Origin of the sequence: Acinetobacter sp. A47 (assembly GCF_000805455.1) — a bacterium.
Taxonomy (GTDB): domain Bacteria; phylum Pseudomonadota; class Gammaproteobacteria; order Pseudomonadales; family Moraxellaceae; genus Acinetobacter.
The window spans coordinates 1-26,584 of record NZ_JSUS01000064.1 but is presented as its reverse complement, the minus strand read 5'-3'; the positions used below and the strand labels follow the sequence as shown (position 1 = coordinate 26,584).

Annotated in this window: 25 protein-coding genes and 1 pseudogene; 21 read left to right on the top strand and 5 right to left on the bottom strand. The window is 39.1% G+C overall.

All coding sequences use genetic code 11. The features are described 5' to 3' along the window. Positions 1–11 precede the first annotated feature (11 nt). On the top strand, positions 12–1,307 hold the full coding sequence (locus OC23_RS12365) for a LysM peptidoglycan-binding domain-containing protein (RefSeq protein WP_038345163.1): 1,296 nt from the start codon (positions 12–14) through the stop codon (positions 1,305–1,307). 1 nt (position 1,308) lies between these two features. Here OC23_RS12365 and OC23_RS12360 read toward each other — a convergent pair whose 3' ends face one another. After that, positions 1,309–2,175, bottom strand: coding sequence for a tetratricopeptide repeat protein (locus tag OC23_RS12360; RefSeq protein ID WP_038345162.1), 867 nt, complete (start codon positions 2,173–2,175; stop codon positions 1,309–1,311). A gap of 775 nt (positions 2,176–2,950) precedes the next feature. Here OC23_RS12360 and OC23_RS12355 point away from each other — a divergent pair. Together OC23_RS12355 and OC23_RS12350 are read left to right on the top strand one after the other, a co-directional pair. Next, complete coding sequence (locus OC23_RS12355; protein WP_052209170.1) at positions 2,951–3,892, top strand: tetratricopeptide repeat protein; 942 nt, start codon at positions 2,951–2,953, stop codon at positions 3,890–3,892. A gap of 283 nt (positions 3,893–4,175) precedes the next feature. After that, positions 4,176–5,006, top strand: coding sequence for a tetratricopeptide repeat protein (locus OC23_RS12350; RefSeq protein WP_038345160.1), 831 nt, complete (start codon positions 4,176–4,178; stop codon positions 5,004–5,006). Positions 5,007–5,131: 125 nt separating this feature from the next. Here the strand turns inward: OC23_RS12350 and OC23_RS12345 are convergent, their stop codons facing one another. After that, positions 5,132–5,977: a tetratricopeptide repeat protein gene (locus OC23_RS12345; RefSeq protein WP_038345158.1), complete on the bottom strand. Its 846-nt coding sequence runs from the start codon at positions 5,975–5,977 to the stop codon at positions 5,132–5,134. 282 nt (positions 5,978–6,259) lie between these two features. Here OC23_RS12345 and OC23_RS18865 point away from each other — a divergent pair. From OC23_RS18865 to OC23_RS12305, 9 genes and pseudogenes are all read left to right on the top strand, one after another. Continuing rightward, positions 6,260–6,616 (top strand): annotated as a pseudogene (locus OC23_RS18865) (RHS repeat-associated core domain-containing protein); the annotation flags it as partial. A 753-nt stretch (positions 6,617–7,369) separates the two neighbouring features. Next, entirely contained in the window at positions 7,370–7,825 is a 456-nt protein-coding gene (locus tag OC23_RS12335; RefSeq protein ID WP_038345156.1) for a hypothetical protein, read from the top strand. Positions 7,826–7,875: 50 nt separating this feature from the next. Then, positions 7,876–8,088 (top strand): hypothetical protein, encoded by a 213-nt coding sequence (locus OC23_RS19510; protein ID WP_227505560.1) that lies wholly within the window; start codon positions 7,876–7,878, stop codon positions 8,086–8,088. Positions 8,089–8,090: 2 nt separating this feature from the next. Then, on the top strand, positions 8,091–8,345 hold the full coding sequence (locus OC23_RS19505; protein WP_227505559.1) for a hypothetical protein: 255 nt from the start codon (positions 8,091–8,093) through the stop codon (positions 8,343–8,345). A gap of 398 nt (positions 8,346–8,743) precedes the next feature. Then, positions 8,744–9,190 carry a hypothetical protein gene (locus OC23_RS12325; RefSeq protein WP_227505558.1) on the top strand — a complete coding sequence of 149 codons (447 nt, stop codon included), beginning with the start codon at positions 8,744–8,746 and terminating at the stop codon, positions 9,188–9,190. A 195-nt stretch (positions 9,191–9,385) separates the two neighbouring features. Beyond that, positions 9,386–9,865: a tetratricopeptide repeat protein gene (locus OC23_RS12320; protein WP_038345155.1), complete on the top strand. Its 480-nt coding sequence runs from the start codon at positions 9,386–9,388 to the stop codon at positions 9,863–9,865. Between the two features lie 103 nt (positions 9,866–9,968). Further along, positions 9,969–10,445, top strand: a complete 477-nt coding sequence (locus OC23_RS12315) for a tetratricopeptide repeat protein (protein WP_038345154.1) — start codon at positions 9,969–9,971, stop codon at positions 10,443–10,445. A 533-nt stretch (positions 10,446–10,978) separates the two neighbouring features. After that, positions 10,979–11,974: an RDD family protein gene (locus OC23_RS12310; protein ID WP_227505557.1), complete on the top strand. Its 996-nt coding sequence runs from the start codon at positions 10,979–10,981 to the stop codon at positions 11,972–11,974. 413 nt (positions 11,975–12,387) lie between these two features. Then, complete coding sequence (locus tag OC23_RS12305) at positions 12,388–13,572, top strand: porin (protein ID WP_038345152.1); 1,185 nt, start codon at positions 12,388–12,390, stop codon at positions 13,570–13,572. Between the two features lie 53 nt (positions 13,573–13,625). Here OC23_RS12305 and OC23_RS12300 read toward each other — a convergent pair whose 3' ends face one another. Then, positions 13,626–14,459: a DMT family transporter gene (locus OC23_RS12300; protein ID WP_038345151.1), complete on the bottom strand. Its 834-nt coding sequence runs from the start codon at positions 14,457–14,459 to the stop codon at positions 13,626–13,628. A gap of 76 nt (positions 14,460–14,535) precedes the next feature. Beyond that, entirely contained in the window at positions 14,536–15,516 is a 981-nt protein-coding gene (locus tag OC23_RS12295) for a LysR family transcriptional regulator (RefSeq protein WP_038345150.1), read from the bottom strand. Between the two features lie 100 nt (positions 15,517–15,616). On the opposite strand from OC23_RS12295, the gene OC23_RS12290 reads away from it, so the two are divergent. The 6 genes from OC23_RS12290 to cntB all read left to right on the top strand — a co-directional run bounded on the left by OC23_RS12290 (position 15,617) and on the right by cntB (position 23,140). Further along, entirely contained in the window at positions 15,617–16,729 is a 1,113-nt protein-coding gene (locus tag OC23_RS12290; RefSeq protein ID WP_038345149.1) for a tartrate dehydrogenase, read from the top strand. Positions 16,730–16,768: 39 nt separating this feature from the next. After that, positions 16,769–18,424, top strand: a complete 1,656-nt coding sequence (locus OC23_RS12285; protein WP_171194797.1) for a BCCT family transporter — start codon at positions 16,769–16,771, stop codon at positions 18,422–18,424. Continuing rightward, a complete protein-coding gene (locus tag OC23_RS12280; RefSeq protein WP_038345147.1) occupies positions 18,421–19,374 on the top strand; it encodes an alpha/beta hydrolase in 954 nt (317 codons plus the stop codon). Before OC23_RS12285 ends, OC23_RS12280 begins: the two co-directional genes overlap by 4 nt. Before the next feature lie 64 nt (positions 19,375–19,438). After that, complete coding sequence (gene cntA / locus OC23_RS12275; protein ID WP_038345145.1) at positions 19,439–20,554, top strand: carnitine monooxygenase subunit alpha; 1,116 nt, start codon at positions 19,439–19,441, stop codon at positions 20,552–20,554. Positions 20,555–20,629: 75 nt separating this feature from the next. Beyond that, entirely contained in the window at positions 20,630–22,081 is a 1,452-nt protein-coding gene (locus tag OC23_RS12270; RefSeq protein ID WP_038345144.1) for an NAD-dependent succinate-semialdehyde dehydrogenase, read from the top strand. A gap of 102 nt (positions 22,082–22,183) precedes the next feature. After that, the gene (gene cntB / locus OC23_RS12265; RefSeq protein ID WP_038345143.1) at positions 22,184–23,140 is read left to right on the top strand and encodes a carnitine monooxygenase, reductase subunit CntB; all 957 of its coding nucleotides are present in this window, start codon (positions 22,184–22,186) and stop codon (positions 23,138–23,140) included. 210 nt (positions 23,141–23,350) lie between these two features. Here the strand turns inward: cntB and pcaU are convergent, their stop codons facing one another. Continuing rightward, positions 23,351–24,175, bottom strand: coding sequence for an IclR family transcriptional regulator PcaU (gene pcaU, locus OC23_RS12260; protein WP_038345142.1), 825 nt, complete (start codon positions 24,173–24,175; stop codon positions 23,351–23,353). A gap of 248 nt (positions 24,176–24,423) precedes the next feature. On the opposite strand from pcaU, the gene OC23_RS12255 reads away from it, so the two are divergent. The 3 genes from OC23_RS12255 to OC23_RS12245 all read left to right on the top strand — a co-directional run. After that, entirely contained in the window at positions 24,424–25,113 is a 690-nt protein-coding gene (locus OC23_RS12255; RefSeq protein ID WP_038345141.1) for a 3-oxoacid CoA-transferase subunit A, read from the top strand. Beyond that, complete coding sequence (locus OC23_RS12250) at positions 25,110–25,763, top strand: 3-oxoacid CoA-transferase subunit B (RefSeq protein ID WP_038345140.1); 654 nt, start codon at positions 25,110–25,112, stop codon at positions 25,761–25,763. Before OC23_RS12255 ends, OC23_RS12250 begins: the two co-directional genes overlap by 4 nt. A gap of 471 nt (positions 25,764–26,234) precedes the next feature. Further along, positions 26,235–26,584 (top strand): beta-ketoacyl synthase N-terminal-like domain-containing protein (locus OC23_RS12245; protein WP_038345139.1); only part of this gene is annotated, 350 nt, incomplete at its 3' end.

Below are 26,584 nucleotides of genomic sequence, written 5' to 3'. Positions count from 1 at the left end.
TGGTATAAATAATGTCTAATATTGCATTTAAATTACGCTTTACATATAAGAATGTAGACGAAGGAATTCCAAACTTAGACTATAAAGTGACTTTTCAAAGTTTAGTATTTCCTACTACAACTAGGATTTTAGATGAAAATCAAACTACAAAAGAAGGAAAAGTAACAAAAACTTTATATACACATTCTGAAAAAGGTATATTGAGAGTTTTTGTAAAAGGTGGACCAACCAAATATAAGACCTACACACAAATTTTTCAGGAGAATGTTGAAAAAGATTATTTTCTTAATGGAGCAACATTAACACTACCATTAAGTCTGATGAAGATTTTGGTTACAACAGAAGTAAAAGGGGCGTCTAAGAATTATGAAAGTGACTATCATCAGGTGAAATCTGGTGAAAATTTAGCAAGTATAGCCAAAAAATATAACAAAGAAATTTCTATACTTATGAAAAATAATAATATTTCTGATGCAAATGAAATTAAAGTAGGTCAGAAAATATTTATTGGAAGTGCTAATACATCAAATCAAATGATGCTTCAAGTCGCAGCTCCTAAAGAAGGTTATTTTATTGAAATAGATTATATTGTAAATGCTGGCGATACTTTATTAAGTATTGCAAGAAAATTTAATTTAAATGCAGAAAGAATTAAACAAGATAATGAAATAACTGATACATATAGTCTTTATGCGGGTCAAAGGCTAAAGTTAATAAATCATTCTGCAAAATTTTTAGGCCTAAGTAATCAAAAACTAATATTAAGAAAATTATATACTGAAGGTTTATTCCCAGTTACTAAAGTGAGTGGAGATTATACTCGACAAATTTCTGTAATTATTGGAGCACAGTTGTGGGAGATATTAGGCGCTTCCTTAGAAATAGGAATAGCCTATGATGCTCGTGGTAACTGGATGCTATACTATGCTGTTGAAGACTCTATAAGTATTGATAAGAGTGCAATAAATTTACATGGTGGGAACGTCAAAAAATTAAGTGATGATATTGGATTTTCTCTTGCAGGAAGCAATATTAAAACTAATGCAAAACATGTTTCAGAATTGACTGGAGCAGGATATAGTCTAACAAATAGTATTAACTTAGGAGCTTATAATGTGGGTTTGATGAATGTAAAATCTAAGACAAAAGATTATGATACTGGAGAGGATAAAGATATAGATGGGGTTGGTGGTATGGGGCAGATAAATATAGGTAAAAAAAGTATAAAGGCCCCAAGTATTGATCATCAAGCTGGGGCTTCAATTGTAATTCCTTTATTTATTTATAATAAAAAAGTTAAAGAGTAATTTAATTACTCTTATTAGGATTTTTCTTATAGTGGTCTAACCAGTATATAGACTTTCCTAGTTCGTTTTTATCTTTATAGCAAAGAGAAATATTGTATTGTGCAAGGTCATAACCCTGTTCTGCATATGGTTTTAATAACTCTATTGCTTTATCAATATTTTTTTCTGTCCCTTTACCTTTTCTATAAAGGATAGCTAATTTAATTGCAGAGGCACTATAATTTTGATTTGAAGATCTTGTATACCAATCAAATGCCTGTTTGTAATCTTGCTTAACTCCTCTACCATAATAGTATGCTTGTCCTACATTAAACTGACCGGCAGCACTACCATGTTCTGCAGAAAATAGAAATTTTTCTAAAGCTTTTGTTGAATCTTGTGGAAAGATAATTCCATTTTCATAATATATACCAATATAGTTAATAGCTTCATAAGAACCGAGCTTAGCTGCTTTTTCGAAAAGAGTTAATGCTTTTTGATAGTCATCTTCATTTTTTGCTTTATTAAATGCTATTAAGCCTAAGTTATGTATCGATGGTGCATGGTTTTGTTTAGCTGCTAACGTATACCAATAAATAGCTTTTTCTTCATTAGCTTCACCATTAAATCCATATTGGTAACTTGCACCAATATCATTCTGGGCGGTTGGATTCCCTTGTTTAGCAAGCTCTAATAGAATTGGAAATGCTTTATCATATTGATCATTATTGATAAAATCTTCTGCCTGTTTTAGCTTTCCGTTTGTTTTTTGGTCATAAATATATACTGTTTCTGAATTTGAGTTCTTCGTATTTGTAGTGTGCTCTTGTGTTGTACTACCACATGAAATCAAGACGATAAGTGATGCAAGAACCAAAAGATTTTTCATAAAAATTTTAAACTTTAGTGCAACATAGACAAAGATAAATATTAATTTATATTTCTATATAGAACAATAAATTAGATAGCCTGTTATTTGTTTTTTTGTAACAAGATAACTTGTTTTATAAGAAATATAGAATATTAAATAGTAGAGACTATAGCGTTTGCAAGAGCTAGAATACCAATTGTATTTAGTGGAGTAGAAGATGATGGAGTTGGTGCTGTATTATTAGATCTTGGCGCTGGTTTTGTAGGTAATTATGGTAGAACTACGATTGCTAGAAAATATACAGGTGTATGTAATTAGGAATATAAGTTATGTTTGAAGATTTAAAAAATATTAGAATTAGAGATATAATAGTTGCTGATGATATATTTCTTGTTTGTGTTTTTTAATTATTCCTTTTAGTATTTTCTTATTGTGGTTTACATATATTTATAATAAGATTTGTATTGAAAAAATAAGAGGGTTTTTTTGGTTTTTTTCTTTGGAGAGAGGCGGAGAAAGTTTTTTAAAGTAGGAGGAGATTTGGTTGTAGTTGCTTATTGGTTTTTAATATGCTACTCAAATTATAAAACTTTTCTGCAAAGTTACACTTTTCATCTATAAATGGTGAAAAAAATAAACCAATATCAATTATTCCAGATACATATAGAGAGAATGTGAATGTATTTGAGGGAAAACATAAAAATTGGCTATTAATAAATCTTTCCTCCCTGTATTTAGGTTCCGTCCTTGGGGTTATATTCTTAGTGTATGGCTTTTCTTTATGGATTAATAAATGAGATATTTAAGTTTTTTATCAATTTTATTAGTGAGCTTAACAGGCTGTGATGTACAAGCTAATAAAGTTAGTGGGGAAAGCCAAGGTGTTAACCTAGATTTGTCTAAAATTGATAACGTTGTAAAAAGTAAAGACAATAATGAGAAAATAAAATATTTTAATGCTTTATTGGTTGAGGCTGAAAATAATAATCCTATTGCGCAAAATTTAGTGGGGGTAGTGTTTGAAAATGGATATTTAAATCAAAAGAAGGATATTAAAAAATCAATCTATTGGTATGAAAAGGCAATAAAAAATAATAATGGGGTGGCTGAAAATAATATGGGGAGTTTGTATGCTCATGGTAATGGAGTTAAGCAAGACTATGAGAAAGCTTATAACTACTATAAGAGTGCAATGAGTAAAAATGTACCTGAGGCTATTAATTCAATCGGTTTTATGTATTTTAATGGTTTCTATCTTGAAAAAGATCTAAAAAAAGCATGTGAATATTATGAGAAATCAGCATCTTTAGACTATGGTTTAGGAGCTGCAAATACAGCTAATTGTTACTATGAGGGTTGGGGAGGTGTGAAAGATAAACATAAATATTTCGATTACTCTCTAAAAGCTGCTGAAAAAAACTATGCACCGTCACAATTTAATGTTGCTGTTATGTATAAAAAAGGAGAAGTTGTCGATAAGTCAATTGAAAAATCTGTGTATTGGTATAAAAAAGCAATAGAAAACGGTGAACCTCGTGCTGCTTATAATTTGGCATCGTTATATGAAAAAGGTGATGGAGTAAAACAAGATCTTGATCTTGCGTATGCTTATTATACCTTAGCAAAAGAGTTTGGATTGGATGTCGCTCAAAAAAAATTACGGGAACTAGATAGTAAAGTAGTTAAAGAAAATATTCGGATTTTAAAAATGGAGAAAGTATACAAATCGCAGTAGATGACCCTTCTAGCGAATGGGAAATTATGGATGAAGAGGATTATTTGAAGAAAAATAAAAGTTAGATATTGTATCTGATTAAAAATAAGGCTTGTCTTAATGATACTTAGATTAGCTTTTATCTATTAACGGTTCTTATATCTGCTTATAGTAAGAATCGTATTCAGGTATTAGATTTTTAATTATTAAGTTTATGGATTATTAATTTATAGATACGATTCTGTAAAGAGTATTTTGATAGAGATCCGATTGTGGAAATAGATTTAATATCTAAGGATTAATTGTGTTTTATTTTAAAAAAATAGCTTTTGTTTTTATACTTTTCTGTCTTGTTTCTAGTGGCGCTTGTAATTCAAAAAACAATGATAGTATTTCTGAAATTGAAAAAAAAGAATATGTTTCTAAATATCAAAATGAAATGGCTAATGAGAACTATAAAAATGCCTTTAAAATACTTGAGAAGTTAGCTGCTAAAAATGATAACTTTGCAAAGAATGAAATGGGCTTTTTTTATGAAAAAGGCATATTTGTCGAAAAGGACATAAAAAAAGCAATAAAGTTATATAGTGAAGCAGGTAATAATAATTATATTCCTGCAATGTATAATATTGGAAGATTAAAGCTAGAAGATGGGAATACAGCTGAAGCTTTTTCAATATTTAATAACATAGAAGATCAGAATTATGCACCGGCTCTTAATCTTTTAGGTGTAATGTATAATAATGGAGATTATATTGATAAAGATTTAGATAAGGCTTTTTTATATTATAAAAAAGCAGCTGACTTAGGTAATCCTGATGCTAAATTTAATTTAGGGCAAATGTATTTTTATGGTGAGGGAGTTAAACAAGACTATGAAAAGTCATTTTATTGGTATGATGCTTCAGCCAAACAAGATTATGATTTTGCAAAAATTCAGTTGGCAACTTTATATTATAAAGGATATGGTGTAGAGAAAAATATAGAGAAAGCTATAAGTATTATTAATAGTATGGCTGAAGAAGGTGATCCAGATGCAATTTATAATATCAGACTCTACTATAAGGCTGTAAATAATTATAAAGAGTACAGTTATTGGGACGCTAAATGTAAGCAAACTATAAATTGTGAATAATTTTTCATGTTGAAAATATACTTAATCACCTTATTATCAAAGTAATACGAATAAGTTAACTAGAATGATACTGAGGTGATGATAATTGTGATAGATAAAGTTGAGCAAAATATCTTGCTGACTGATTAATTGAAATGGGTCAATTCGTCTTTAGCAAAAGAATTCCCATTTTTTACTGCCTCTTCAAACCAAGTTCTTGACATAGATAAACTTTTATCGACACCTAATCCATCTTTGTAAATTTTACCTAAATGGTATTGCGCATTGCTGTCCCCTTGCTTTGCAGCTTCTAAGAACCACTTTCTCGCTTCTGAATAGTCCTGTTTAATATGATCGCCAGTTAAATACATAAGTGCAAGGTTGTACTGTGAACTTCTTATGCCTTGTTGGGCTGATTTGCTGAACCACTTAAAAGCTTTTAATTTATCTTGAGTTACTCCTCTACCATGCAAAAACATAATCCCAAGATTGGCTTGAGCATCCGAATCACCATGATTTGCTGCTATTGAATAATATTCCATAGCTTTTGATTCATTCTTTTCTCCTCCTAGTCCTGTACTATATATATAGCCTAATTTATTAAATGAGGGGATGTCTCCCTGACTTGCTGCTTTTTCGTACCAAAATTTTGCCTTTTCGTAATCATGTTTAATATTAGGATTGCTACTATATAAAAAACCTAAATTATATTGAGCATTAATATTTCCTTGTTTAGCAGAAGATAAATACCATTTTATAGCTTCACTTATATTTGGTCGAATATCTTCATATCCATCAGCATAAATTACCCCCATATTATATTGTGATTCAGGATCACCTTTTTCAGCTTCTATTCTAATATCAGCTATGTCAAAGTTTGAATTGTTAGAACTATAATTTTGATTATTAGTGTTATTTTCGGTTGATCTGGCGCAACCAGAATTCAGTACACTAAGCAAACAAATTGTTAAGAAAATTTTTTTAGATAACATATCTTATTTCAAGCATAAATAATTTGATAATTTACTATAAAGAGGTTTTTTTGTCCTTATATTGAACGTAAAATCAACATAAACAGAAAAATTTAGACTAATTTTCTACTTCAAAATCATTTGGTAGGATGTGACATGATAATTTGGGTAAATTTGTCAAAACTATAAATGTAAATTGATTAGGTGTATATTTGAGTTATATCAATAAAATTACTTAAAAAATTATTTGCTATCACAGAAAGGAGACTTTCAAGTGTGATTTAGTTGATATGCTAAAGCACTACATATAGAAACCGTGTAGCTTTAGAGCAAACAGTTTTTTATCATTGTGATCAGGTGGGAACACCACAAACACTGACTAACGCAGTAGGTGAATGTGTTTGGGAAATTACTCAGGATACGTGGGGGGCTGCGCTCGAGATTCAGATGCTAAATAAAGATAATCGATTTGAGCAGAGTAATCTGAGATTCCAAGGTCAGTATTACGATAATGTAACAGGACTGCATTATAACCGTTATCGTTATTATGAGCCGTATAGTGCAAGGTATATGAGTAAAGATCCGATTGGGTTATTTGGTGGATATAACACTTCTGCCTATGTAAGTGATCCCACTCAATGGGGCGATCCAATGGGCTTGATGGCAGAGAAAAATAAGAATTCTAATCAGTCAAACTATGAACGTTATTCTCAAGACTTTAACCGTAGGAATGCTCTGATTTTAGAGCGTCAGCGTAAAGCAACTGAGCAGGCTAAACTTGCAAATGAGCAAGCGAAGCAAAAAGCAGCGGAAAAAGAAAGACAAATACAGCTAGAACGAACCACGCAGAAAAGAAGTTTGAAGGAAATCTATCTTTCAGATGAAGTAATAATGCCTTCAGGTAGTACAGTACCTGAAATTCAAAATGAAATTATTACAAATCATTGCAGTAAATATCAATGCGCGGCTATAAAAGCTGATTATTTAGCATGCGGTGGAGGGTTATTAGGGCATAACGTAACTATCGTTAAAAATTTATGGGCAGATCAAGCACAGGGATGGTATATCGCGGGTTCTAAAGTGGCTTTAATCACGCAATCCTCACCGAAAAGTTCTAAAGATTTAGTTGGAGCTAGTTGCGCTGTTGGAGTTATTACAGGGCTTGATAAAAAACTTGTTAAAGAGAGAGGTATGGAATATTTAACAGATCAATTTGTTAATGGCGCTTCTGCTTCGGCAGGTATAGTTGTAGGGCCTAGTGGGGGGGGGGTAACTATGTTATACCAATGTTTACGAAAAATAGCCCGGTTTATAAAGCAAGAGCTGTTGAGTTTGTGGTTGGAACTACAGGCATCAATGCAGATGTGGGTATCACGAAAATGTTATCAGATAAGTAGATTAAGGAAATAAGCTATGAAAAGAATTATTTGGAGTGTTTTAATTATTCTGAGTGGTTGTAGTAAAGATAATGTGCAAAAGCCTTATTTAGATCAGGTTAATCAAAGATTTGTTGATGAGGCAGAAGTTTTATTTAATGGTACTGTTGAAGACTTAAGTGCTTATTCTTCATATACTGATAACACCGTGGCATATAAAATTAAAGCAGATAAATTTGATATTAATTTTTTTATGAAAGAAGAGAGTAAAGATTTAAAAAAAATGGGATGGTCTTTCTATAAAAAGTATAATGAAAGTTATATTTTTTGTGATGGGAAAAGGCAATTGGAGATAATATCACCTAGAATTGTTTCTAAAAATGAAGTTTTAGTTAAAGGTTCTGCTGGTATGCAGTTGGATGACTTTTGGCATGTAATATTTATGTCACCAAATAATACTAAGCGCTATGTTTGTTATGACTTCAATAAATAATTTTTATATTTTAAATATATTTTTTTGAGTGGAGTGTATATTTTTATATAATGAAAGATGTATATAAATTATTTTTAATTCTCATGTTGTTAACATCCTGTGCACAAGATGAAAATATTGAGACTAGAGAAAGTAATCATCCAATTAATATGGAGTTAAAAAGAGAGGCTAAAGATGTTTTTGGAGATAAGCTAGAAAGTGAGAGAAGTTATCAATCGTTTTCTTCAAATGTGTTGTTTATAAAATTAATGTTGAAAATTTGAGTATGGAAGAGTTTGAAAATTATAAAGATCAGATATTGCCTAAAAAAAATTGGATTTTTAGATCAAAAATTAATGAAGGCTATATTTTTTGCCAAGGTTCTCGCCAATTAGAAATAATTCCTCCACAAGTGCTTGTCGGTAACAATGAACTAGGCCGGGGAGATATCGGTAAACAGCTCAAAAAGAATTGGAATATTTTTCTTAGACATACTGCTAATGGTACTTTAAATGAGTGTTATTTGAGAAGTAGGAGTTAAGTGGAATAGGAAATTGAATTTAGAATAATTTTAAAATTTAAATTGATGTTAATATAAGGTGGTTTAGTGTAATTGTGATAAATGATTTTTTATGAAAGCTTATTGATTATTCGGTTTAATACATGTTTTTAAGAGTGATTTTTGTTATATTAACTATTTTATGTGGTAATAAAGATAATTTAAATAGTTTTATAATTGAAAATTCTGTAATTAACCATTTTGAAAGTGATGCTAACTATATTTTTTTGTGATCACATCTTAGATAGATATTATTCTCATTTTATGATGCAGGTAGTTGATATTTAAAATTTAGAATAATAGTGGTATTTCTATAAACCAGAAATCAGTTAATATTAATAAAGAATATGATAAGGCAAAAGAAAGGTTAGGTAATTAATATGAATATTAAGAGTGTTATTATGCTAATCTTTTGTTTTTTTTCATTTGCATGTACGCATGTAAATGAAACTGAGCAAAAAACTGAAATGATGAGTTTTGAAGATATCACATCTAAGTATTTTAAATCTTATGATCCTGTTTTTGAGTCATCTATTAGACGCCCTGGAAATCATGCTGGAACAATTTTAATTGATAAGAAAAAATTATCAAATGTAGAAATAGATGAGATAAAAAATAAAATAAAATCAGATGGGTGGGTTGAAATGGAAAATTCGGAAAACTATACCTTGTATTGTCTTGGTAATTATCAGCTTATTGGGATTTTGTATCCTAATGATTTAATTGAGAGAAACAAGAAAGGTGAGGAAATTACTTATGAGGATGTGAACTCTTGGAATATAGGGTTGTACTATAACAAAAATGGTGTGAATAGTTGTGAGAGATAAGTTTTCTATTTTTATTTTTATCAACTTTAATTTGAGGTGTAGTAGTGTGATTAGTGAAGTATTCAAATGTAGGTGGATGGATGCTTTCAGAAAGATGCTCTTAGTATTAAATGAGGCATTAATCGGCCCCAAAATATACACCTGTTGTTTTACTTCCAATTAGCAATTTTTTCCTTAAATTAACTTGAGACTTTTATGGTTAAATATTTAAATATTTTTGTAATCTTATTTTTAGTTGGCTGTAATAGCCCTGATAGTGCAGCAAATCCTGAATTTGAAAGTTTGAAAAGTGCAGCAGAGCAAGGGGATATACGCGCTCAATCACAGATGGGAGATGTATATTTATTTGGTGAATATGATTTTGATGTTGATTATAAAAAAGCCTTTGATTGGTATCAAAAAGCAGCTGATCAAAATGATGCAAAATCGCAATATAACTTGGCAATAATGTATTTAAATGGATATGGCGTAAAAAAAGATTTGCCAAAATCAGTCGAATATTATAGAAAATCTGCTTTGCAAGGAGATGCGGATAGTCAATTGCAATTGGGAATCAGATATCTAAATGGTGAGGGTGTGGAAAAAAATATCGAAACCGCTAAAGAATGGTTTCAGAAGGCAAAAAATTCAGGAAATGAAGAGGCTATTTCTTATTTAAGGAAAATTGATAATTAATAGCTTTGTATTAGAAATGAAGAGATCTTTTTTGAAGATCTTTTTATTTTAATATAATTCTTTAGATATTAAGTAAGTATGGTTTTATTTTATAATAAGTTTTATGTTTAATATTTTTCAATTATTTATTTTGAGCTTGCTTTTTTGTGCTTGCGCAAATAGTGCTCCATATGAAAGTAGTCATGAGTTTAAATTAGCAGAAACTGGTAATGTTGATGCGCAATATAATATTGCAATGAATTTTTTAAATGGTGATGAAGGTTACCCAAAAGATTATAATCAAGCTAAGAGATGGCTTGAAAAAGCTTCTGAACAAGGTGACGCTTCTGCGCAAAATGCTTTAGGTATTATTTATTTTAGGGGCTTGGGTAGTGATAGAAATATAATTAAATCAGAGTATTATTACAGGTTGGCAGCAAATAAAAATCATGAAAATGCACAATTGCAGTTAGCTTTAATTTTATTGAATAAGAATAAAGTTGAAGATTTGGCCGAAGCTAAAAATTGGTTAAGGAAAGCTAGTTTGCTGGGAAATGTTGAAGCAAAAAATAAACTGGAAGAGTTAAAGGATAAAAAATAATTGTATAATTTTTTTGAATTTATATAAAATTTTTGTAAACAAGGAAGCAATGATAAGCTAATCTAAAAAACGATCAATCTTTGCAATGTTTGTATCTGTGTCGAGTTGTTCACGACTTGAGCAAAGACCATGCATTTATAATTCTAATAAAAGAGTGATTAAACTAAGCCATGATCTTAAAGGTACAGCAGGCGATCAATCATATTGATCAGAAATTTTTTATAGAAACCATTGTTATATTTTTTTACAATCGCTTAGATAACTTCTTGGTAGGGGCGAAATAAATTCAACAGGAAGCATTTTATATAACTTTATTTTATGCCGAGTTTCATTACTATAAAGATAGGCGTGAATATATTAAATTTCTGGATAAAATAATATCAGTATTTATAATTAATATAAATGAAAAATGAATGAAATTTATTTGCTCAAATAAAATATACTGGGGAAAAGTGGTTGAGTATAAGAAGTTGGGTGAGATGCCTGAATAATGTATTTTATTAAAATTCATTATATAATCTTAAAAATTTGATGTGGATAGCTATAGCTATAAATTTTTAATTAAATATAAAGGGTGTGTTTTGTCTTCTGTAAACTTTTCTTATATTGCCGGTTTCTGGCGTCGATCATTTGCTTTCCTTATTGATTTATTGCTGGTAGGAGGTTTCTGCTGGAGTACGATTCAACTGCTCTCCAAGTTTATGTATCCATTTCCAGTTATATCTATCTTTGTTGGATATGCCTTTGTTATTTTATATTTTGGTTTGTTAAACAGTCATTTACATTCAGGACAAACTTTTGGCAAACAGTTGTTAAAAATCAGGGTCACTGATACATATGGACAAGATCTGGCTGTAATTCCATCATTGCTTCGTTCGGCAATCCTGTTTGCACCATCATGCCTTATGTCACTAAGTGGTTATTTCTCGATTTTACTTTTGACAGAATTATTTGATTTGCTATTGGTCTGTCTGCAAATCCTGATTATCTATTTTTATGTTTTTAACCGTCGAAACCGCCGCTCAATACACGACTTTATTGCCGGTTCAATGGTGATTAATTTACAAAAAGATGACGAAGAACAAAAAGTTCCTGAGATGTGGACTAAGCATAAGATTTTTGCTGCACTCATCATGCTGGTATGCGTCGGTACAGGCCTATCGTCTTTTAATGTCTTTAACCGTGAAAATGCAGCTGAAGTTAAACAGCTTAAAGGCAGTCAGCCAGAAATTATCCATGTAAAACAGATTTCAGAAAAGGAACAAGGCTCGGAGACGCAATTTATTTTGTTTGATGTGCAGATCAATGATCGGGCCAAACTTAATAATTCATTTTTCGCGCAAGAGTTTTTAGATCATTTACAAAGTCTTGACCCGCAGTTAATCAATCATAGTAATAACATTTCAATACTTTTAAGTACACGGCTTCAATTTGGCCTGGCCTCATCAATTGACTTAAATATGTACTCGGTTAAAAAAACGCAGCAAGGCTTAAAGGTCGTAGAGGAAATTTCTACTGTCAATTTTTAAATCGGAACATGAGACCTGAAAGACATGAGTTGAGGCTGGGTAAGGGGAGACCGGCTCATGTTCAATGGTCTTGCAATTTTTAATTTTGACCGATGCGCTGGAACCTTTACCAATATTCTCCTGAACCGGCAAAGGTTTGAGCCATTGAAAAGAAATTTACACGTTTTTTAAAAGTAAATCAGGGCTAAATAGTCCATATGCCAAAAAAGTGAAGCTGTACCATTCCCTATCTATCATCTCATTGCTTCTGTTTTTGGTCGGGTTTATAGGAATTATCGCAATATGAATGACTTATTTTTTTATTATTTTGGGCCATTAAACACACTCAGTAAAGACCGACTTTATAGTTTAAGCGTTGTTTGTCAGCGTGAATTTCTTCATTTTCTTATGAAATTAAACAAGGACGTACAACAATGAAAAAAGCATGGCTTTTCTTGGGTTCAATGAGTGTCTTGGCAAATATGCCAATCCTGGCTGCCGATTTAAGTATTGGTGATCCCAAAACACAAGCAGGTGAACTGAAACTGACAGGCGCAATCCGTACCCGTTATATCCATAAGGATTATATTGTTGAGGCCAATGAAGGTTCTAAAAATGATGACTGGCGACTGGCCGATATCAAAGCAGTATTGAGTTATGAAAACCCGGACTGGATTGCCTCCATGGATGTGCGCTGTTACCAGTATGACCGTTTATGTGATGCCTTATTTTTAAAAGATGCCTGGGCAGGCTATAAATTCTCGGATCAGCAACGCGTCACAGTTGGTTTGCAATCGGTTGATTTTGGCTTTGGTCGACTGTGGGGCAATAGCTATTATGAAACTTTACTCAATACTGTTGGGCTGGAAGATATCCAAAACCTTGGGGTGAAGTACCAGTTTAAGGATAACCGGTATAACTTCATTCTCGGTTTTTACCCAACCGATGGCGGTAACTACAAAGGTACTTCTAAAGATTCCAGCCGCTATAGCGGTAACTTTGTTCGGGCAGATGATTTGACCCAGGGTACCGATATTGATGAAAAAAATATGTGGGTGACGCGCCTGTCCAGAAAGTTTGATATCGATCAGTCACAAAATTTTTCGACTGAAATTGGTGGTTCTTACTGGTACTCGGAACTGGAAAATAACCGTACCAATAAAGATGGCCATCGCAGTAGCTGGAATGTATTTAGCACCACCAATTATCAGGCATGGCAGTGGCTGTTCCTGGCAGGTGAGCAGGATATTAAAAATGCAGATGATCTTTTACCGAAAAGTTCGACCATTGGTGCATTTGATTATCCTTACCAGGTCGCCAACAAAGGCAAATATATGGCCAATGAAATTAACTACAGCTTTGCCAAGCCTTTTCATCAGTTAGAAAATATTAAACCCTATGTCTCGTATAGCCGTTTTTATAAAGACGAATCGGGCTATAAAGATTCAGATCGGTTAATTGCAGGTCTCTATTTTAACTATAAAAAAGTCGGTATACAGGGCGAATATATCTGGAGCCGCAATGACCCGATGACGGGCAGTGGTGCAGATGGGCTAGCACAGGGTGACAGCAATCAGTGGAATAAACTGTTCTATTTGTCGCTGGGTTATTATTTCTAAGGTTAACCTGAAACATCGGCCAGCCTGTTTATAAATGGGCTGGTTTTTATTGTTTAGGCTGTTCTTAAAATCAAGGCACCGATTAAAATAATACAGGACGAGATCATCCGGATTGCATTGATACGCTCTTTTAGCACAAAGATTGCAATCAGCGTGGCAAATAAAATCGAAGTTTCGCGTAGCGCCGCAACAATCGCCACAGGGGCAAGTGTCATCGCCCACAGTGCCAGTCCATAAGAAAAAAATGAACCGATTCCACCGATTAAACCTAAATGCCAGTTATGCCGGAAATACTTACCCAGCTGACGAAATTGCATTTTCAGGGCAAACATAAAAAAGATCAGGCCTGACAGTACAAAGCTCCATAAAATATAGGCAGCAGGAGAGCCGGAAAGGCGGATTCCATGCCCATCCAGCAAGGTATAACCCGCAATCAGAATGGCATTGAGCAAGGCCAGACCAATGCCTTTACGTCCTGTTTTCGGAGCCGCCAGAAGCATTGATAAAATGCCAGCCGAAATGGTGATGATGCCGAGCCATGCATTCAATTGTAGTGTTTCATGCAGTAACAGGCTGCCTAAAACCGCCACAATCAGCGGTGCCGTACCACGCATCAAGGGATAGGTCAGTCCCATATCGGCCACATGGTAGATTTTAGCCACCATGCCAAAATACAGGATCTGTATTGCGGTTGAACTCAGGATATAAGGCCAGCTATCCTGATGCGGTAACGGGAAAAAAGGTAATAGCAATGCAGCTAAAACTGCAGCAGATGCCGTGACCAGCACCGTGGTTAAAAACGTATTTGAACCAGCCTTGACAATGGCATTCCATGTCGCGTGGCATAACGCCGCAAGTAAAATAAGGCCAAATATTGCCGTGTTCATTAGGCTGCCTGTTCGTTGCTGATACAGTTAATGTGCATGATGTAATTGAAAAAAGAAAGCAGGCAGCCTGGCGCGATTATAGAAATACTTTTCCGGTAGTGGGATTTACAGGTTCAACCGGCTGAATCAACTGGCCGCGAGACAGGTTCTGGATATGCTGTAAACGGTTAACTAGTTCATTTTGTATAAACAGGATACAGGTCTGTAGTTTAGACGAGCTTTTTAAACGAGAAGGATAGACTGCCCAGACATCGGCATCTTGCCAGTATTCCGGCAAGATATGCTGTAACTGGCCGCTAATCAGTTCATCCGCTACATCCCAGATCGAACGTAAAATAATGCCATGTCCTTCAATGGCCAGTTGGTGAATAATCTCGCCGTTATTGGAGATAAAACGCGGAGTGACATGCACCGACCGGTCTTCCGAAAAATGCCGTAATTTCCATAACACGGAAGACTGATCACGTTCACTGATGGTCAGGCAATCATGATTGCGTAAATCATCCAGACTTTCCGGCATGCCTTGTTGCAATAAATAACTGGGTGCAGCGCAGAAAATCCGGAAATTCGACACCAGTTTTTTGGCAATCATGTTCGGGGCAATGTCGTTGCCAATCCGAATGTCCAGATCAATGCTGTGCTGGATCAGGTCTTTGGTGTTGTCGATGGTATCAAACTGGATTTCCAGTTTGGGATACATGGTCATCAATTTAGACAAAATAGGCGCAACATGTTTACGGCCAAAACCAAAGCTGCTGACAATATCGAGATGACCGGTAGGCGTGCTTAACGGGTTATTGACCAGCTCACTGATTTCATCAAATTCATCCAGAATATTGGAGACCCGGTCCAGAATCAGCTTGCCATCTTCGGTCAAACTGACATGACGGGTACTGCGGTGGAACAGCTTGCAGTTCAGGTTGGTTTCTAAAATATTGATGCGTTTGCTGATAAAAGCCGGCGAAACGCCCAGCTCTTCTGCTGAATCGACAAAACTCTTGCGTTTGGCGACTGTACAAAAAACCTTTAAATCCGATAGGTTAGGTAGATTATTCACGATCCGTGTCCATTGGGGTGATAGTTTTCTTATTGATCATTGTTGCCGAAAACAGCATGTTTACAACTCAGGATATTAACCAAAGGTGTAAGGGAGCGTTATGGCAAAAAAGTATAAAGTTGCCACGATTGCGGGCGATGGAATTGGCTTAGAAGTTCTACCAGAAGGCATTAAGGTTGTAAAGGCAGCAGCAGACAAATATGGCATTCAACTTCAAATGGATAGCTTCGATTGGGCCAGCTGTGATTACTACCTTGAACACGGCAAAATGATGCCGGATAACTGGTTTGACGTTCTGCAGGAATATGATGCAATCTTCTTTGGTGCGGTGGGTTGGCCTGAAAAGGTGCCGGATCACATTTCACTGTGGGGATCATTACTGCAGTTCCGCCGTCGTTTTGACCAGTATGTGAACTTACGCCCGGTCCGGTTAATGCCGGGGGTGAAATGTCCGCTGGCGGGCAAGCAGCCGGGTGATATCGATTTTTATGTGGTGCGGGAAAACAGTGAGGGTGAATACTCTGCCATTGGTGGGAAGGCTTTTGAAGGTACCGACCGTGAGTTTGTGTTGCAGGAAGCCGTATTTACCCGTCATGGGGTTGACCGTATTTTAAAATATGCTTTTGACTTTGCTGACCAGCGTGAGGCTAAAAGAATCACGGCTGCAACCAAGTCAAATGGTATTGCAGTAAGCATGCCGTACTGGGATGAACGTGTCGATGAAATGGCAAAACGCTATCCACACATCAAGGCAGATAAGCAACACGTTGATATTTTAGCGGCACGATTTGTATTACAGCCTGAACGTTTTGATGTGGTGGTGGCATCCAATCTATTTGGTGACATCTTGTCGGATTTAGGTCCTGCATGTACCGGCACCATTGGACTGGCGGCTTCGGCTAACCTCAACCCCGAACGTAAGTTTCCATCCTTGTTTGAACCTGTACATGGTTCGGCACCCGATATTTACGGTCAGCAGATTGCCAACCCGATTGCTGCGATCTGGTCGGGGGCGATGATGCTGGATTTCCTGGCAGATGGTGATGAACAGGTGATGCAGGCAGGGCAGGACATCATGCAGGCGATTGAGCATGTATTGGTGCATGGTCCGAAAACACCAGATGTCGGAGGAACGGCAAAGACGTATGAAGTGGGCGATGCGATTGCCGCCTGTGTGACTCAGCAAAAAATGGATTTATTCGCGATGGAGTAAATACCCCTCAGGGAATAGTCACTATCCGAGATGGATTGAATAGATATGGATAATCAAATTATAAAACCTTATACAGATAAGACGCTTGCGATAATCAGTCTGGCCGTTGTATTTACTTCGGTGGCTGGTCTGGCAATCTACTCATCTGAATCAATACAGCTGGCGGCAAAATGGATGCAGTGGACCACCTCGGTATTCACCACGCCAGTGCTGTTATTCGCTTTTTTATCAATTATTTTTACCTTTGGTCTGGCATTTAGCAAGTACGGCAAAATCAAGCTGGGTGAGGGCAAACCCGAATACAGTACCATGTCATGGATTTTCATGTTCATTTTATCGGGGATTGGATCATCCACCTTGTACTGGGGCTTTCTGGACTGGGCCTATTATTACCAGACCCCGGGTTTAAATTTAGCCCCTGAATCGGCAGAAGCGCTGAAATACAGTGTGGCTTATTCTTTTTTCCACTCTGGTTTGAGTGCATGGTCGATCTATGCCTTGGCATCGATTTCATTGTGCTACAGCTACCATGTCAGAAAAAATAAAGGCCTGAGTCTGGCTTCCGTGATTGAAGCGGTCACCGGCTTTAAAGCAACGGGCCCGATTGGCCGTGTGGTCGATCTGATGTTCCTGTTATGCATGTTTGGTGCCTTGACCATTTCACTGGTACTGACCGCCGTAACCTTTACCAACATCTTGTCGCAGCTGACAGGTATTCCCAATACCTTCATGACCAAAGTCATCATTATTTTAGCGGTATCGGTGTTATTCGCACTGAGTTCTTATGTCGGTATGGACAAAGGCATGCAGCGTTTGAGTCATATGGTATGTCTGGGCGTGGTGCTGTTTGCAATCTACGTGCTGTGCTTTGGGCCAACTCAGTTCATTATGAATAATTCATTGATGAGTTTTGGCCTGATGGCTACCCATTTTGTGGATATGAGCCTGTTTACCGACCCGATGGGCGATGGAAAATTCACCCGTGAATGGACGGTGTTCTACTGGTTGTGGTGGATTTCCTATGCGCCGGGTGTGGCGTTATTTGTGACCCGTGTCTCTAAGGGTCGTACCATCAAAGAAGTGATTTTTGCCATGGTCATTGGCGGTAGCGTTGGTTTATGGTTTATCTTCGGGGTATTTGAGAACTATAGTGTCTACAGCTTTATTCACGGTATGGTCAATGTCCCGCAAATTTTGAGCCAGCAAGGCGGTGAAGTGGCGATTGGTCAACTACTTGGCTTGTTGCCAATGGGCAAGCTGATGATGTGGTTATTTCTGGGCATTATGGTGATTTTCCTTGCCGCACATATGGATGCAGTGGGCTATGCGGTATCGGCAACCTGTACCCGTGGCTTGCGTGAAGGGCAAGATCCATCTCCAAATGCGCGCTTGTTCTGGTGTGTCATGTTAACCCTGGTACCGATTGCGATGATCTTCTCCAAGGCACCGCTAGACACCATGAAAACTGCGACCATTGTGACGGCCTTGCCATTTATCGTGATTATTCTGGTGCAGACTTACGGTCTGGTGAAATGGCTGATTGAGGATTATGCCAAGGTGCCATCTCACCTGATTGAACAGCGCAGCTTTAGTGAGCAGGAAGCACTGGAGCATCATGATTCAAGCCAGCAGATGCAGATTGATATTGCGGCAACAGCACTTACGCATAAAAGCAGTCAAAAGGAATTGTTATGACACAGCAACCGTACATGAACTATGAGTTAAGCGAAGAAATGCAAAGTCTGGTGTACTGGAGCAGCATTTATTCAGCAGCGGATAACGATATTGACTCAATACGTGCAGCCTATGATGCGATGTGCCGGCATTACACCTTGCCACGCGATGGGTCAGTCCATATTGAAGATAAAACCGTTACCGGTGCGACTCATTCAGTGAATGTCCGGTTGTATAGCCCGTTGGTCGAGGCACCTGCAGCAGGTTGGCCGTGTATCCTGTTTATCCATGGCGGAGGCTGGATGCTGGGCAATCTGGATTCGCATGAGTTCATCACCCGCTATTTATGTCGTGATCTGAATGTTGCAGTCCTGAGTGTCGATTACCGTTTGATACCAGAACATCATTTTCCAGCTGCTTATGAAGACTGCGAAACGGTCTATCACTGGCTCCGCGCGCATGGCACAGACTGGAACATCAATCCAGCGAAGGTGGTATTAGCCGGTGACAGTGCCGGAGGCAACCTGGCGGCAGCACTGGCGGTTCAACTGCAGCATACAGGCAAACAGGCCTGTGGGCTGGCCTTGATCTATCCATGTTTGGGCAGCAGTTTTGACACCCCGTCTTGCCAGCAGCACGCGCATGCGCCGTTACTGACACTGGAGGAAATGCATTATTACCTGAAGGAATATGCACCCAATGCAAGCGACTGGAAAGATACACGATTAGCGCCACTGCGAGCTGAAGATTTTTCAGGTATGCCACGAAGCTTTGTTGCGGTGGCTGAATACGATCCGCTGTGTGACGATGGACGTATTTTCGTCGAGAAGTTAAAGCAAGCCAATATTACCGCCGAGTTTTATCTCGGCAAAGGATTACTGCATGGCAGTTTACGTTTAGTACGGGACTGTCCTGTAGTGCAGGATTTATATCAGCACATGCTGAGTTCGTTAAAGCAAATGTTCAAGTGATATGAACACCAGCCAATTTTGATAAAACGGTCGTTAGGACAAAAGAGTTTAATGGAGTAAAACCATGAATGCAGTTGAAAAATTACCAGAAGATTTCTGTGCAAACCCGGATGTTGCGTGGACATTCCCCAAAGTGTTCTACACCTCATCTCAGGTATTTGAGCGTGAAAAAGAAGAGATTTTTGCGAAAAGCTGGATTTGCGTGGCACATGGCAGTGAAGTTGCCCAGAACAATGACTATATTACCCGTAAAGTGATTGGTGAAAACATTATCGTGATTCGCGGCAAAGATAGCGTATTGCGTGCATTTTATAATGTCTGTCCGCATCGGGGGCATGAATTATTAAGTGGTAGCGGTAAAGCCAAAAACGTGATTACCTGTCCATATCATGCATGGACTTTCAAGCTGGATGGAAGCTTGGCTCTAGCGCGTAACTGTGACCATGTCGAAGCTTTTGACAAGCAAAACTCCAGCATGGTGCCATTAAAAGTGGAAGAATATGGCGGCTTTGTCTTTATCAATATGGATGAAAATGCGACCTGTGTTGAAGACCAATTGCCTGAATTTGCACAAAAACTGAATGAAGCCTGTGCGGTGATCAAAGACCTGAAACTGGCGGCACGTTTCGTAACGGAAACACCTGCCAACTGGAAAGTGATCGTAGATAACTATTTGGAATGTTATCACTGTGGTCCGGCGCATCCCGGTTTTGCCGATTCGGTACAGGTCGATAAATACTGGCATACCACCCATCAGAACTGGACGCTGCAATATGGTTATGCACGTTCTTCAGAAAAGTCATTCAAGCTTGATCCATCGGTAAAAGATCCGACTTTTAGCGGTTTCTGGACCTGGCCGTGCACCATGTTTAATGTTCCACCGGGTGCAAACTTCATGACGGTGATCTATGAGTTTCCGATGGATGCAGAAACCACTTTGCAGCACTATGACATTTTCTTCACCAATGAAGAGTTGACCCAAGATCAGAAAGACCTGATCGAATGGTATCGCAATGTCTTCCGTCCGGAAGACCTGGAACTGGTTGAAAGTGTGCAACGTGGCTTGAAATCTCGGGGTTATCGCGGTCAGGGCCGGATCATGACCGACAAGCAACGTTCAGGTATCAGTGAGCATGGGATTGCTTATTTCCAGAATCTTGTTGCCCAATATCACAAGTAATCTGGTAACAGGCCATAGCTAATCTAAGGTACGGTGCTGAGGCCGTACCTTGCTTTCAATCAATAGGATCAAGACATGTCAAGTTTGCAAGGAAATGCATTATTTCAACAAAGCGGATTGATTAATGGTCAATGGGTCAATGCGCAATCTGGTGCCACCATTGCTGTAACCAATCCGGCGACGGGTGAAGAAATTGGTCAGATTCCAAATATGGGTGCAGCGGAAGCTACGCAAGCGGTAGAAGTCGCGTATCAGGCTTTAGCGCAATGGAAAGGATTGACTGCACAAGCGCGTGCCGATCTGTTACTGGCCTGGCATCAACTGGTCTTGCATCATGCAGATGAGCTGGCGCGGATCATGACCATTGAGCAGGGTAAGCCTTTAGCCGAAGCCTTGGGCGAAGTGAAATATGCCGCTTCATTTATTCAATGGTTTGCCGAAGAAGGCAAACGTGTTTATGGCGATGTGATTCCAACCACCAACAGTCAGCAACGTTTTATTGTCACCAAAGAACCTGTGGGTGTGGTTGCAGCCATTACGCCGTGGAATTTTCCGATTGCCATGATTACCCGTAAAGCGGCGCCTGCCTTGGCAGCGGGCTGTAGCATCGTGATCAAACCGGCCAATGAAACGCCGTATTGTGCACTGGCAATTGCCAAGCTGGCAGAAATGGCGGGTATCCCTGCGGGTGTCATTAATGTAGTGACAGGCAAATCGCAAGAGATTGGTTCGGTTTTCACCAGCCATGAAAAAGTCAAGAAACTGACCTTTACCGGTTCTACACCTGTCGGTCGCTTATTGATGCAGCAATGCTCGGATACCATCAAAAAACTGGCACTGGAACTGGGCGGCAATGCCCCGTTAATCGTGTTTGAGGATGCCGATCTGGATAAGGCGGTACAAGGAGCGATCTTTGCCAAATACCGCAATGCGGGCCAGACCTGTGTCTGTGCCAACCGGATTTATATCCATGATAAGGTATATCAGGCCTTTACCGAGAAATTTGTGCAAGAAGTACAGAAATTCAAAATTGGCAATGGTCTGGAACCGGACGTACAGATCGGGCCGTTAATCAATGACAAAGCGGTACTGAAAGCAAAACAGTTGATTGATGATGCCTGCGCCAAAGGGGCAAAAGTAGCTTGTGGTGGTCAGCAGCATTCGCTTGGACAAACTTTTTTTGAACCAACGGTCTTGACTGATGTTTCGCGTGACATGGACATTGTTCAGGAAGAAATTTTTGGGCCAGTCGCACCGTTAATACGCTTTACCGACGAAGCCGATGTGGTGGCGCAAGCCAACGATACCATTTTTGGTTTGGCCGCTTATGTGTATAGCGAAAACATTTCCCGGATCTGGCGTGTGGCCGAGCAACTGGAATATGGCATGGTCGGAATGAACTCAACGGCCATTTCCAATGAAGTGGTGCCATTTGGCGGGGTTAAACAATCTGGCGTGGGCCGCGAAGGTTCCAAATACGGTCTGGAAGAGTTCATGACCATTAAATATATGTGTTTAGGTATCTAGCACGTTGGCAGTCAGGTGTTTATTCAGGACGGCCTGCCTGCCAGAAAGACTAAAAAACAGGAAATGCTGAGCTGAACAGCATGCGGTAAAGAGGATTTAGACATGGCGAGTCATTATGAAATGTTTCCTGCAGTGGTTACTCGTGTAGAGCAACTGACTCCACTGATTAAACGGTTCACATTTAAACGTCAGGACGGACAAGATTTCCCTCGGTTTAATGGCGGCAGTCATATCATTGTGAAAATGAATGACCAGTTGTCCAATGCCTATTCATTGATGAGCTGTGCTCAGGACCTTTCGACTTATCAGGTTTGTGTCCGTAAGGATGTTGAAGGCAAGGGTGGCTCGGTCTATATGCATGACCAGTGCAATGAAGGCTGTGAGATTCTGATTTCTGAACCAAAGAACCTGTTTCCATTGGCGCAAGATGGCGAGAAGCACATTTTAATTGCAGGTGGTATCGGGATTACCCCGTTTGTGCCGCAAATGGATGAGCTGGCTGCACGTGGTGCCGACTATGAGTTGCATTATGCCTACCGTTCGCCAGAGCATGCGGCTTTGTTAGATGAACTGCAACAAAAACATGGCGAACATATTTTTAGCTATATCGACTCAGATGGAAAATATCTTGATCTCGACCAGTTGATCGGGTCTCAGCCCAAAGGCACACATGTGTATGTGTGTGGACCTAAACCGATGATTGATGCCGTGATAGACTGTTGTAATAATCATCGTTATCGTGATGAATATATCCATTGGGAGCAATTTGCATCTACTGTACCAGAAGAGGGCGAAGCGTTTACGGTGGTATTGGCCAAATCCAATCAGCAAGTTGAAGTTCAAGGCAATCAAACCATTTTACAAGCGATTGAATTGCTCAATATTGATGTGGAATGTTTATGCCGTGAAGGAGTATGTGGCACTTGTGAAACCACGATTCTGGAAGGCGAGGCCGAACATTTTGACCAATATCTCAGCGATGATGAAAAAGCTTCACAGCAGTCAATGATGATTTGTGTATCAAGGGCGAAAGGTAAAAGGCTGGTACTTGACCTCTGAGCCTTATCGCTTGATCGCTCCGGCAGGTCGATGAGATGAACGGTTCAATTAATTTTCTGAACGTTAAAAAAATTAATATTCATTTAAGCTGGGGCGATTAATTTATAAGGACAGACATAAGCGTACTTAACAGTACACCTTTCGCCACATTTCCAGATGTGGCATTTTTTTATCTTTAAAATGCCAGATTTTCAACCCGTTCCAGCTGGATCAGACCACCTGCCGTAAATCCCGTGCTGTTTCCTGTAGCAAAGGCAGGATGTGTGCGATTAAATAGTCCTTGGTGGTACGTATGGTCGGGGAGACGATATTCAGTGCTGCAATCACGCTCGCATTGGCATCATAAATGGGAACGGCCACGGCATGTACCCCCAGCTCATGCTCTTCGCAGGAATAGCACCAGTCCTGCTCCTTGATTTCATGGAGTAATGCTAAAAAGGCATCACTATCTATATGAGTATATTTGGTCAGGCGTTTTAAGGGATATTTTTCCAGCCATTGCTTTTGCTCTTCAATACTCAGATGGGCGAGCAGAATTTTACCTGCCGAGGTGGCATGGGCAGGAAGGCGATTTCCCAAATGCAGCCCATAAGGATTAACCCGGTCGGTTTGCTGGTGAGCTGCACTACGGGCAATGGTTATGGCTTCGTAGCCGTCTAAAACCATCACTGAATAAATCAGCGAAGTCTGGTTGGTTAAAAGATTTAACAGCGGTTGACAGATTTTCGGCAGGGGGGAACCATCGAGATATGCGCCTGAAAACTTCAGAATTTTGGGCGTTAAATAATAATAATGTCCATCAAAATCTAAATAGCCTAAGTATTCTAAAGTGAGTAAATGACGCCGCGCTGCAGCACGGGTCATGCCTGTTTTTTCAGCCGCCGTACTCATATTCAGACGATGCCGTTCAGGCCCAAAACATTCCAGGATGGCCAGACCTTTGGCAATACCTGCAATAAAGTCTTCATGCCGAATCATTTTTTTGTTTTCAGTATGGTGAATCAAGCGGGGGCTTTTATCCTGATCAGTATCCATTCTTTAGATATCCTTTCTAAAACGGGGGCTTTATAAAAACATTCTAAGCGAAAGATGACTATTTTACTTGGATAATGTTCGATGATCGAACATAAATAATGATAGTCGAACAAAATGCATTTTTAAGCGTAGAAGTCTGTATAAAATTTATCAAGAATAAAGAGAAGAAATCCGAACAAGGCACTCAACTTTATTTCATCGGTTTTCAGGATGAAAAAACGAGTGATGTACAGTACAGGAAGTATTAGATGATTGATAAAACTACGCTCTCGCTGACCGGGGCGCTGTCACAAATCAGGGATGGTGCCACCATCATGATCGGCGGCTTTGGTACCGCAGGACAACCTGCTGAGCTGATTGACGGCCTGATCGGGCTGGGGGTCAAGGATCTGGTGATCGTCAATAATAATGCAGGCAATGGCGATTACGGTCTGGCCAAACTGCTCAAAACCGGAGCAGTACGCAAAATCATCTGTTCTTTCCCGCGCCAGTCCGATTCATGGGTGTTCGATGAACTGTACCGTGCCGGCAAGATCGAACTGGAACTGGTGCCGCAAGGCAATCTGGCTTGCCGTATTCAGGCTGCAGGTATGGGCCTGGGTGCCGTATTTACCCCAACAGGTTTCGGTACCTTATTGGCAGAAGGCAAAGAAACCCGTCATATCGATGGCAAGGATTATGTGCTTGAGTATCCGATCAAGGCTGACTTTGCCCTCATCAAGGCCCATAAGGGCGATCGCTGGGGCAATCTGGTCTATAACAAATCGGCGCGTAACTTCGGCCCGATCATGGCGATGGCTGCAGATGTCACCATTGCGCAGGTGGCTCAAGTGGTTGAACTGGGGCAACTTGATCCCGAGCATATCATTACCCCGGGGATTTTTGTCCAGCATGTCGTAGCGGTAGAGACTGCAACAGGTACAGGAGCATCAGCATGAGCTATCAAAAACTAAGCCGTGACCAGATCGCTGAACGTGTGGCACAAGATATTCCCGATGGGGCCTATGTCAATTTAGGCATTGGTCTGCCTACCAAGATTTCCAATTATCTTCCAGCCGATAAAGATGTATTCCTGCATTCGGAAAATGGCTTGCTGGCATTCGGGCCACCGCCTGCCAAAGGTGAAGAAGACCCTGAACTGATCAATGCAGGTAAGGAATATGTGACCATGCTGACCGGTGGCAGCTTTTTCCATCATGGTGATTCCTTTGCCATGATGCGTGGCGGTCATCTGGATATTGCGGTACTCGGTGCCTTTCAGGTGGCAGCCAATGGCGATCTGGCCAACTGGCATACCGGAGCCGCGGATGCGATCCCTGCGGTGGGCGGGGCAATGGACCTTGCGGTCGGTGCCAAGAAAGTATTTATCACCACTGATCACACTACCAAGCAAGGTGAACCGAAGATTGTTGAAGCACTGACTTATCCAGCTACCGGCTTAAAGTGTGTTGACCGTATTTATACCGACCTGTGTGTGATTGATGTGACCCCTGACGGTTTAAAAGTGATTGAGAAAGTGGATGGGCTGAGCTTTGCGGAGTTGCAGGCGTTGACGGGTGCGAAACTGATTGATGCGACGCAAGGATAATGTTTACACAGCCAATAATTACGGGTTAAAGCAAAGGCTTTTTGTATAAGCATTGCCTTACTTTTTAAGGATAAAAAGTAACAAAAATCCTTTGTTAGACTGATGGTATATCCATATACCACAGTCTAACGGGCGGCATCCATGCCGCCGCCGCGAAATGCTTATGGGAAAGCCTCAGATCGAGATTTTCACATAGTCGAATATAAATTGAGAGTTGCTATCGTGATTGGCGACAAGGATGTCGCCCTGTTACTCAGCACAACAAGGAAGTTGTGTCTGAGTAACAAAGGTTTTTGGTCACTTTTTTAAAAAAGTGACAAGAATGAGCTACTGGTATTTGATTTAAGACGATAAGACTCCGTCGTGTTCACTCATAACTGAGTAATGACAACCAACTATCGATAAATGCTCAAAAAGACTTTAACGATATGGCAGTGCTCACAACAGATTTAGAAATGGAAATGTAAGACTATGAAAAACGCTTATATCATCGATGCCATCCGTACCCCATTTGGTCGCTATGCAGGCGGTCTTGCCCCTGTACGTGCTGATGACCTCGGAGCTATTCCAATTCAGGCCCTGATGCAGCGTAACCCGAGTGTCGATTGGCAACAGGTGGATGATGTGATCTATGGCTGTGCCAACCAAGCCGGTGAAGACAACCGTAATGTGGGTCGTATGTCAGCGCTATTGGCAGGTTTGCCGTATCAGGTGCCAGCCACCACAGTAAACCGTTTATGTGGTTCATCACTGGATGCCATTGCCATGGCTGCCCGTGCCATTAAAGCCAATGAAGCCGACCTGATTATTGCCGGCGGTGT

Coding starts and splice junctions, on each gene's coding strand:
- OC23_RS12365 (WP_038345163.1), top strand. CDS start 12: ATGTCTAATATTGCATTTAAATTACGCTTTACATATAAGAATGTAGAC.
- OC23_RS12360 (WP_038345162.1), bottom strand. CDS start 2,175: ATGAAAAATCTTTTGGTTCTTGCATCACTTATCGTCTTGATTTCATGT.
- OC23_RS12355 (WP_052209170.1), top strand. CDS start 2,951: ATGAGATATTTAAGTTTTTTATCAATTTTATTAGTGAGCTTAACAGGC.
- OC23_RS12345 (WP_038345158.1), bottom strand. CDS start 5,977: ATGTTATCTAAAAAAATTTTCTTAACAATTTGTTTGCTTAGTGTACTG.
- OC23_RS12335 (WP_038345156.1), top strand. CDS start 7,370: ATGAAAAGAATTATTTGGAGTGTTTTAATTATTCTGAGTGGTTGTAGT.
- OC23_RS19510 (WP_227505560.1), top strand. CDS start 7,876: ATGAAAGATGTATATAAATTATTTTTAATTCTCATGTTGTTAACATCC.
- OC23_RS19505 (WP_227505559.1), top strand. CDS start 8,091: ATGGAAGAGTTTGAAAATTATAAAGATCAGATATTGCCTAAAAAAAAT.
- OC23_RS12325 (WP_227505558.1), top strand. CDS start 8,744: ATGAATATTAAGAGTGTTATTATGCTAATCTTTTGTTTTTTTTCATTT.
- OC23_RS12320 (WP_038345155.1), top strand. CDS start 9,386: ATGGTTAAATATTTAAATATTTTTGTAATCTTATTTTTAGTTGGCTGT.
- OC23_RS12315 (WP_038345154.1), top strand. CDS start 9,969: ATGTTTAATATTTTTCAATTATTTATTTTGAGCTTGCTTTTTTGTGCT.
- OC23_RS12305 (WP_038345152.1), top strand. CDS start 12,388: ATGAAAAAAGCATGGCTTTTCTTGGGTTCAATGAGTGTCTTGGCAAAT.
- OC23_RS12300 (WP_038345151.1), bottom strand. CDS start 14,459: ATGAACACGGCAATATTTGGCCTTATTTTACTTGCGGCGTTATGCCAC.
- OC23_RS12290 (WP_038345149.1), top strand. CDS start 15,617: ATGGCAAAAAAGTATAAAGTTGCCACGATTGCGGGCGATGGAATTGGC.
- OC23_RS12280 (WP_038345147.1), top strand. CDS start 18,421: ATGACACAGCAACCGTACATGAACTATGAGTTAAGCGAAGAAATGCAA.
- cntA (WP_038345145.1), top strand. CDS start 19,439: ATGAATGCAGTTGAAAAATTACCAGAAGATTTCTGTGCAAACCCGGAT.
- OC23_RS12270 (WP_038345144.1), top strand. CDS start 20,630: ATGTCAAGTTTGCAAGGAAATGCATTATTTCAACAAAGCGGATTGATT.
- cntB (WP_038345143.1), top strand. CDS start 22,184: ATGGCGAGTCATTATGAAATGTTTCCTGCAGTGGTTACTCGTGTAGAG.
- pcaU (WP_038345142.1), bottom strand. CDS start 24,175: ATGGATACTGATCAGGATAAAAGCCCCCGCTTGATTCACCATACTGAA.
- OC23_RS12255 (WP_038345141.1), top strand. CDS start 24,424: ATGATTGATAAAACTACGCTCTCGCTGACCGGGGCGCTGTCACAAATC.
- OC23_RS12250 (WP_038345140.1), top strand. CDS start 25,110: ATGAGCTATCAAAAACTAAGCCGTGACCAGATCGCTGAACGTGTGGCA.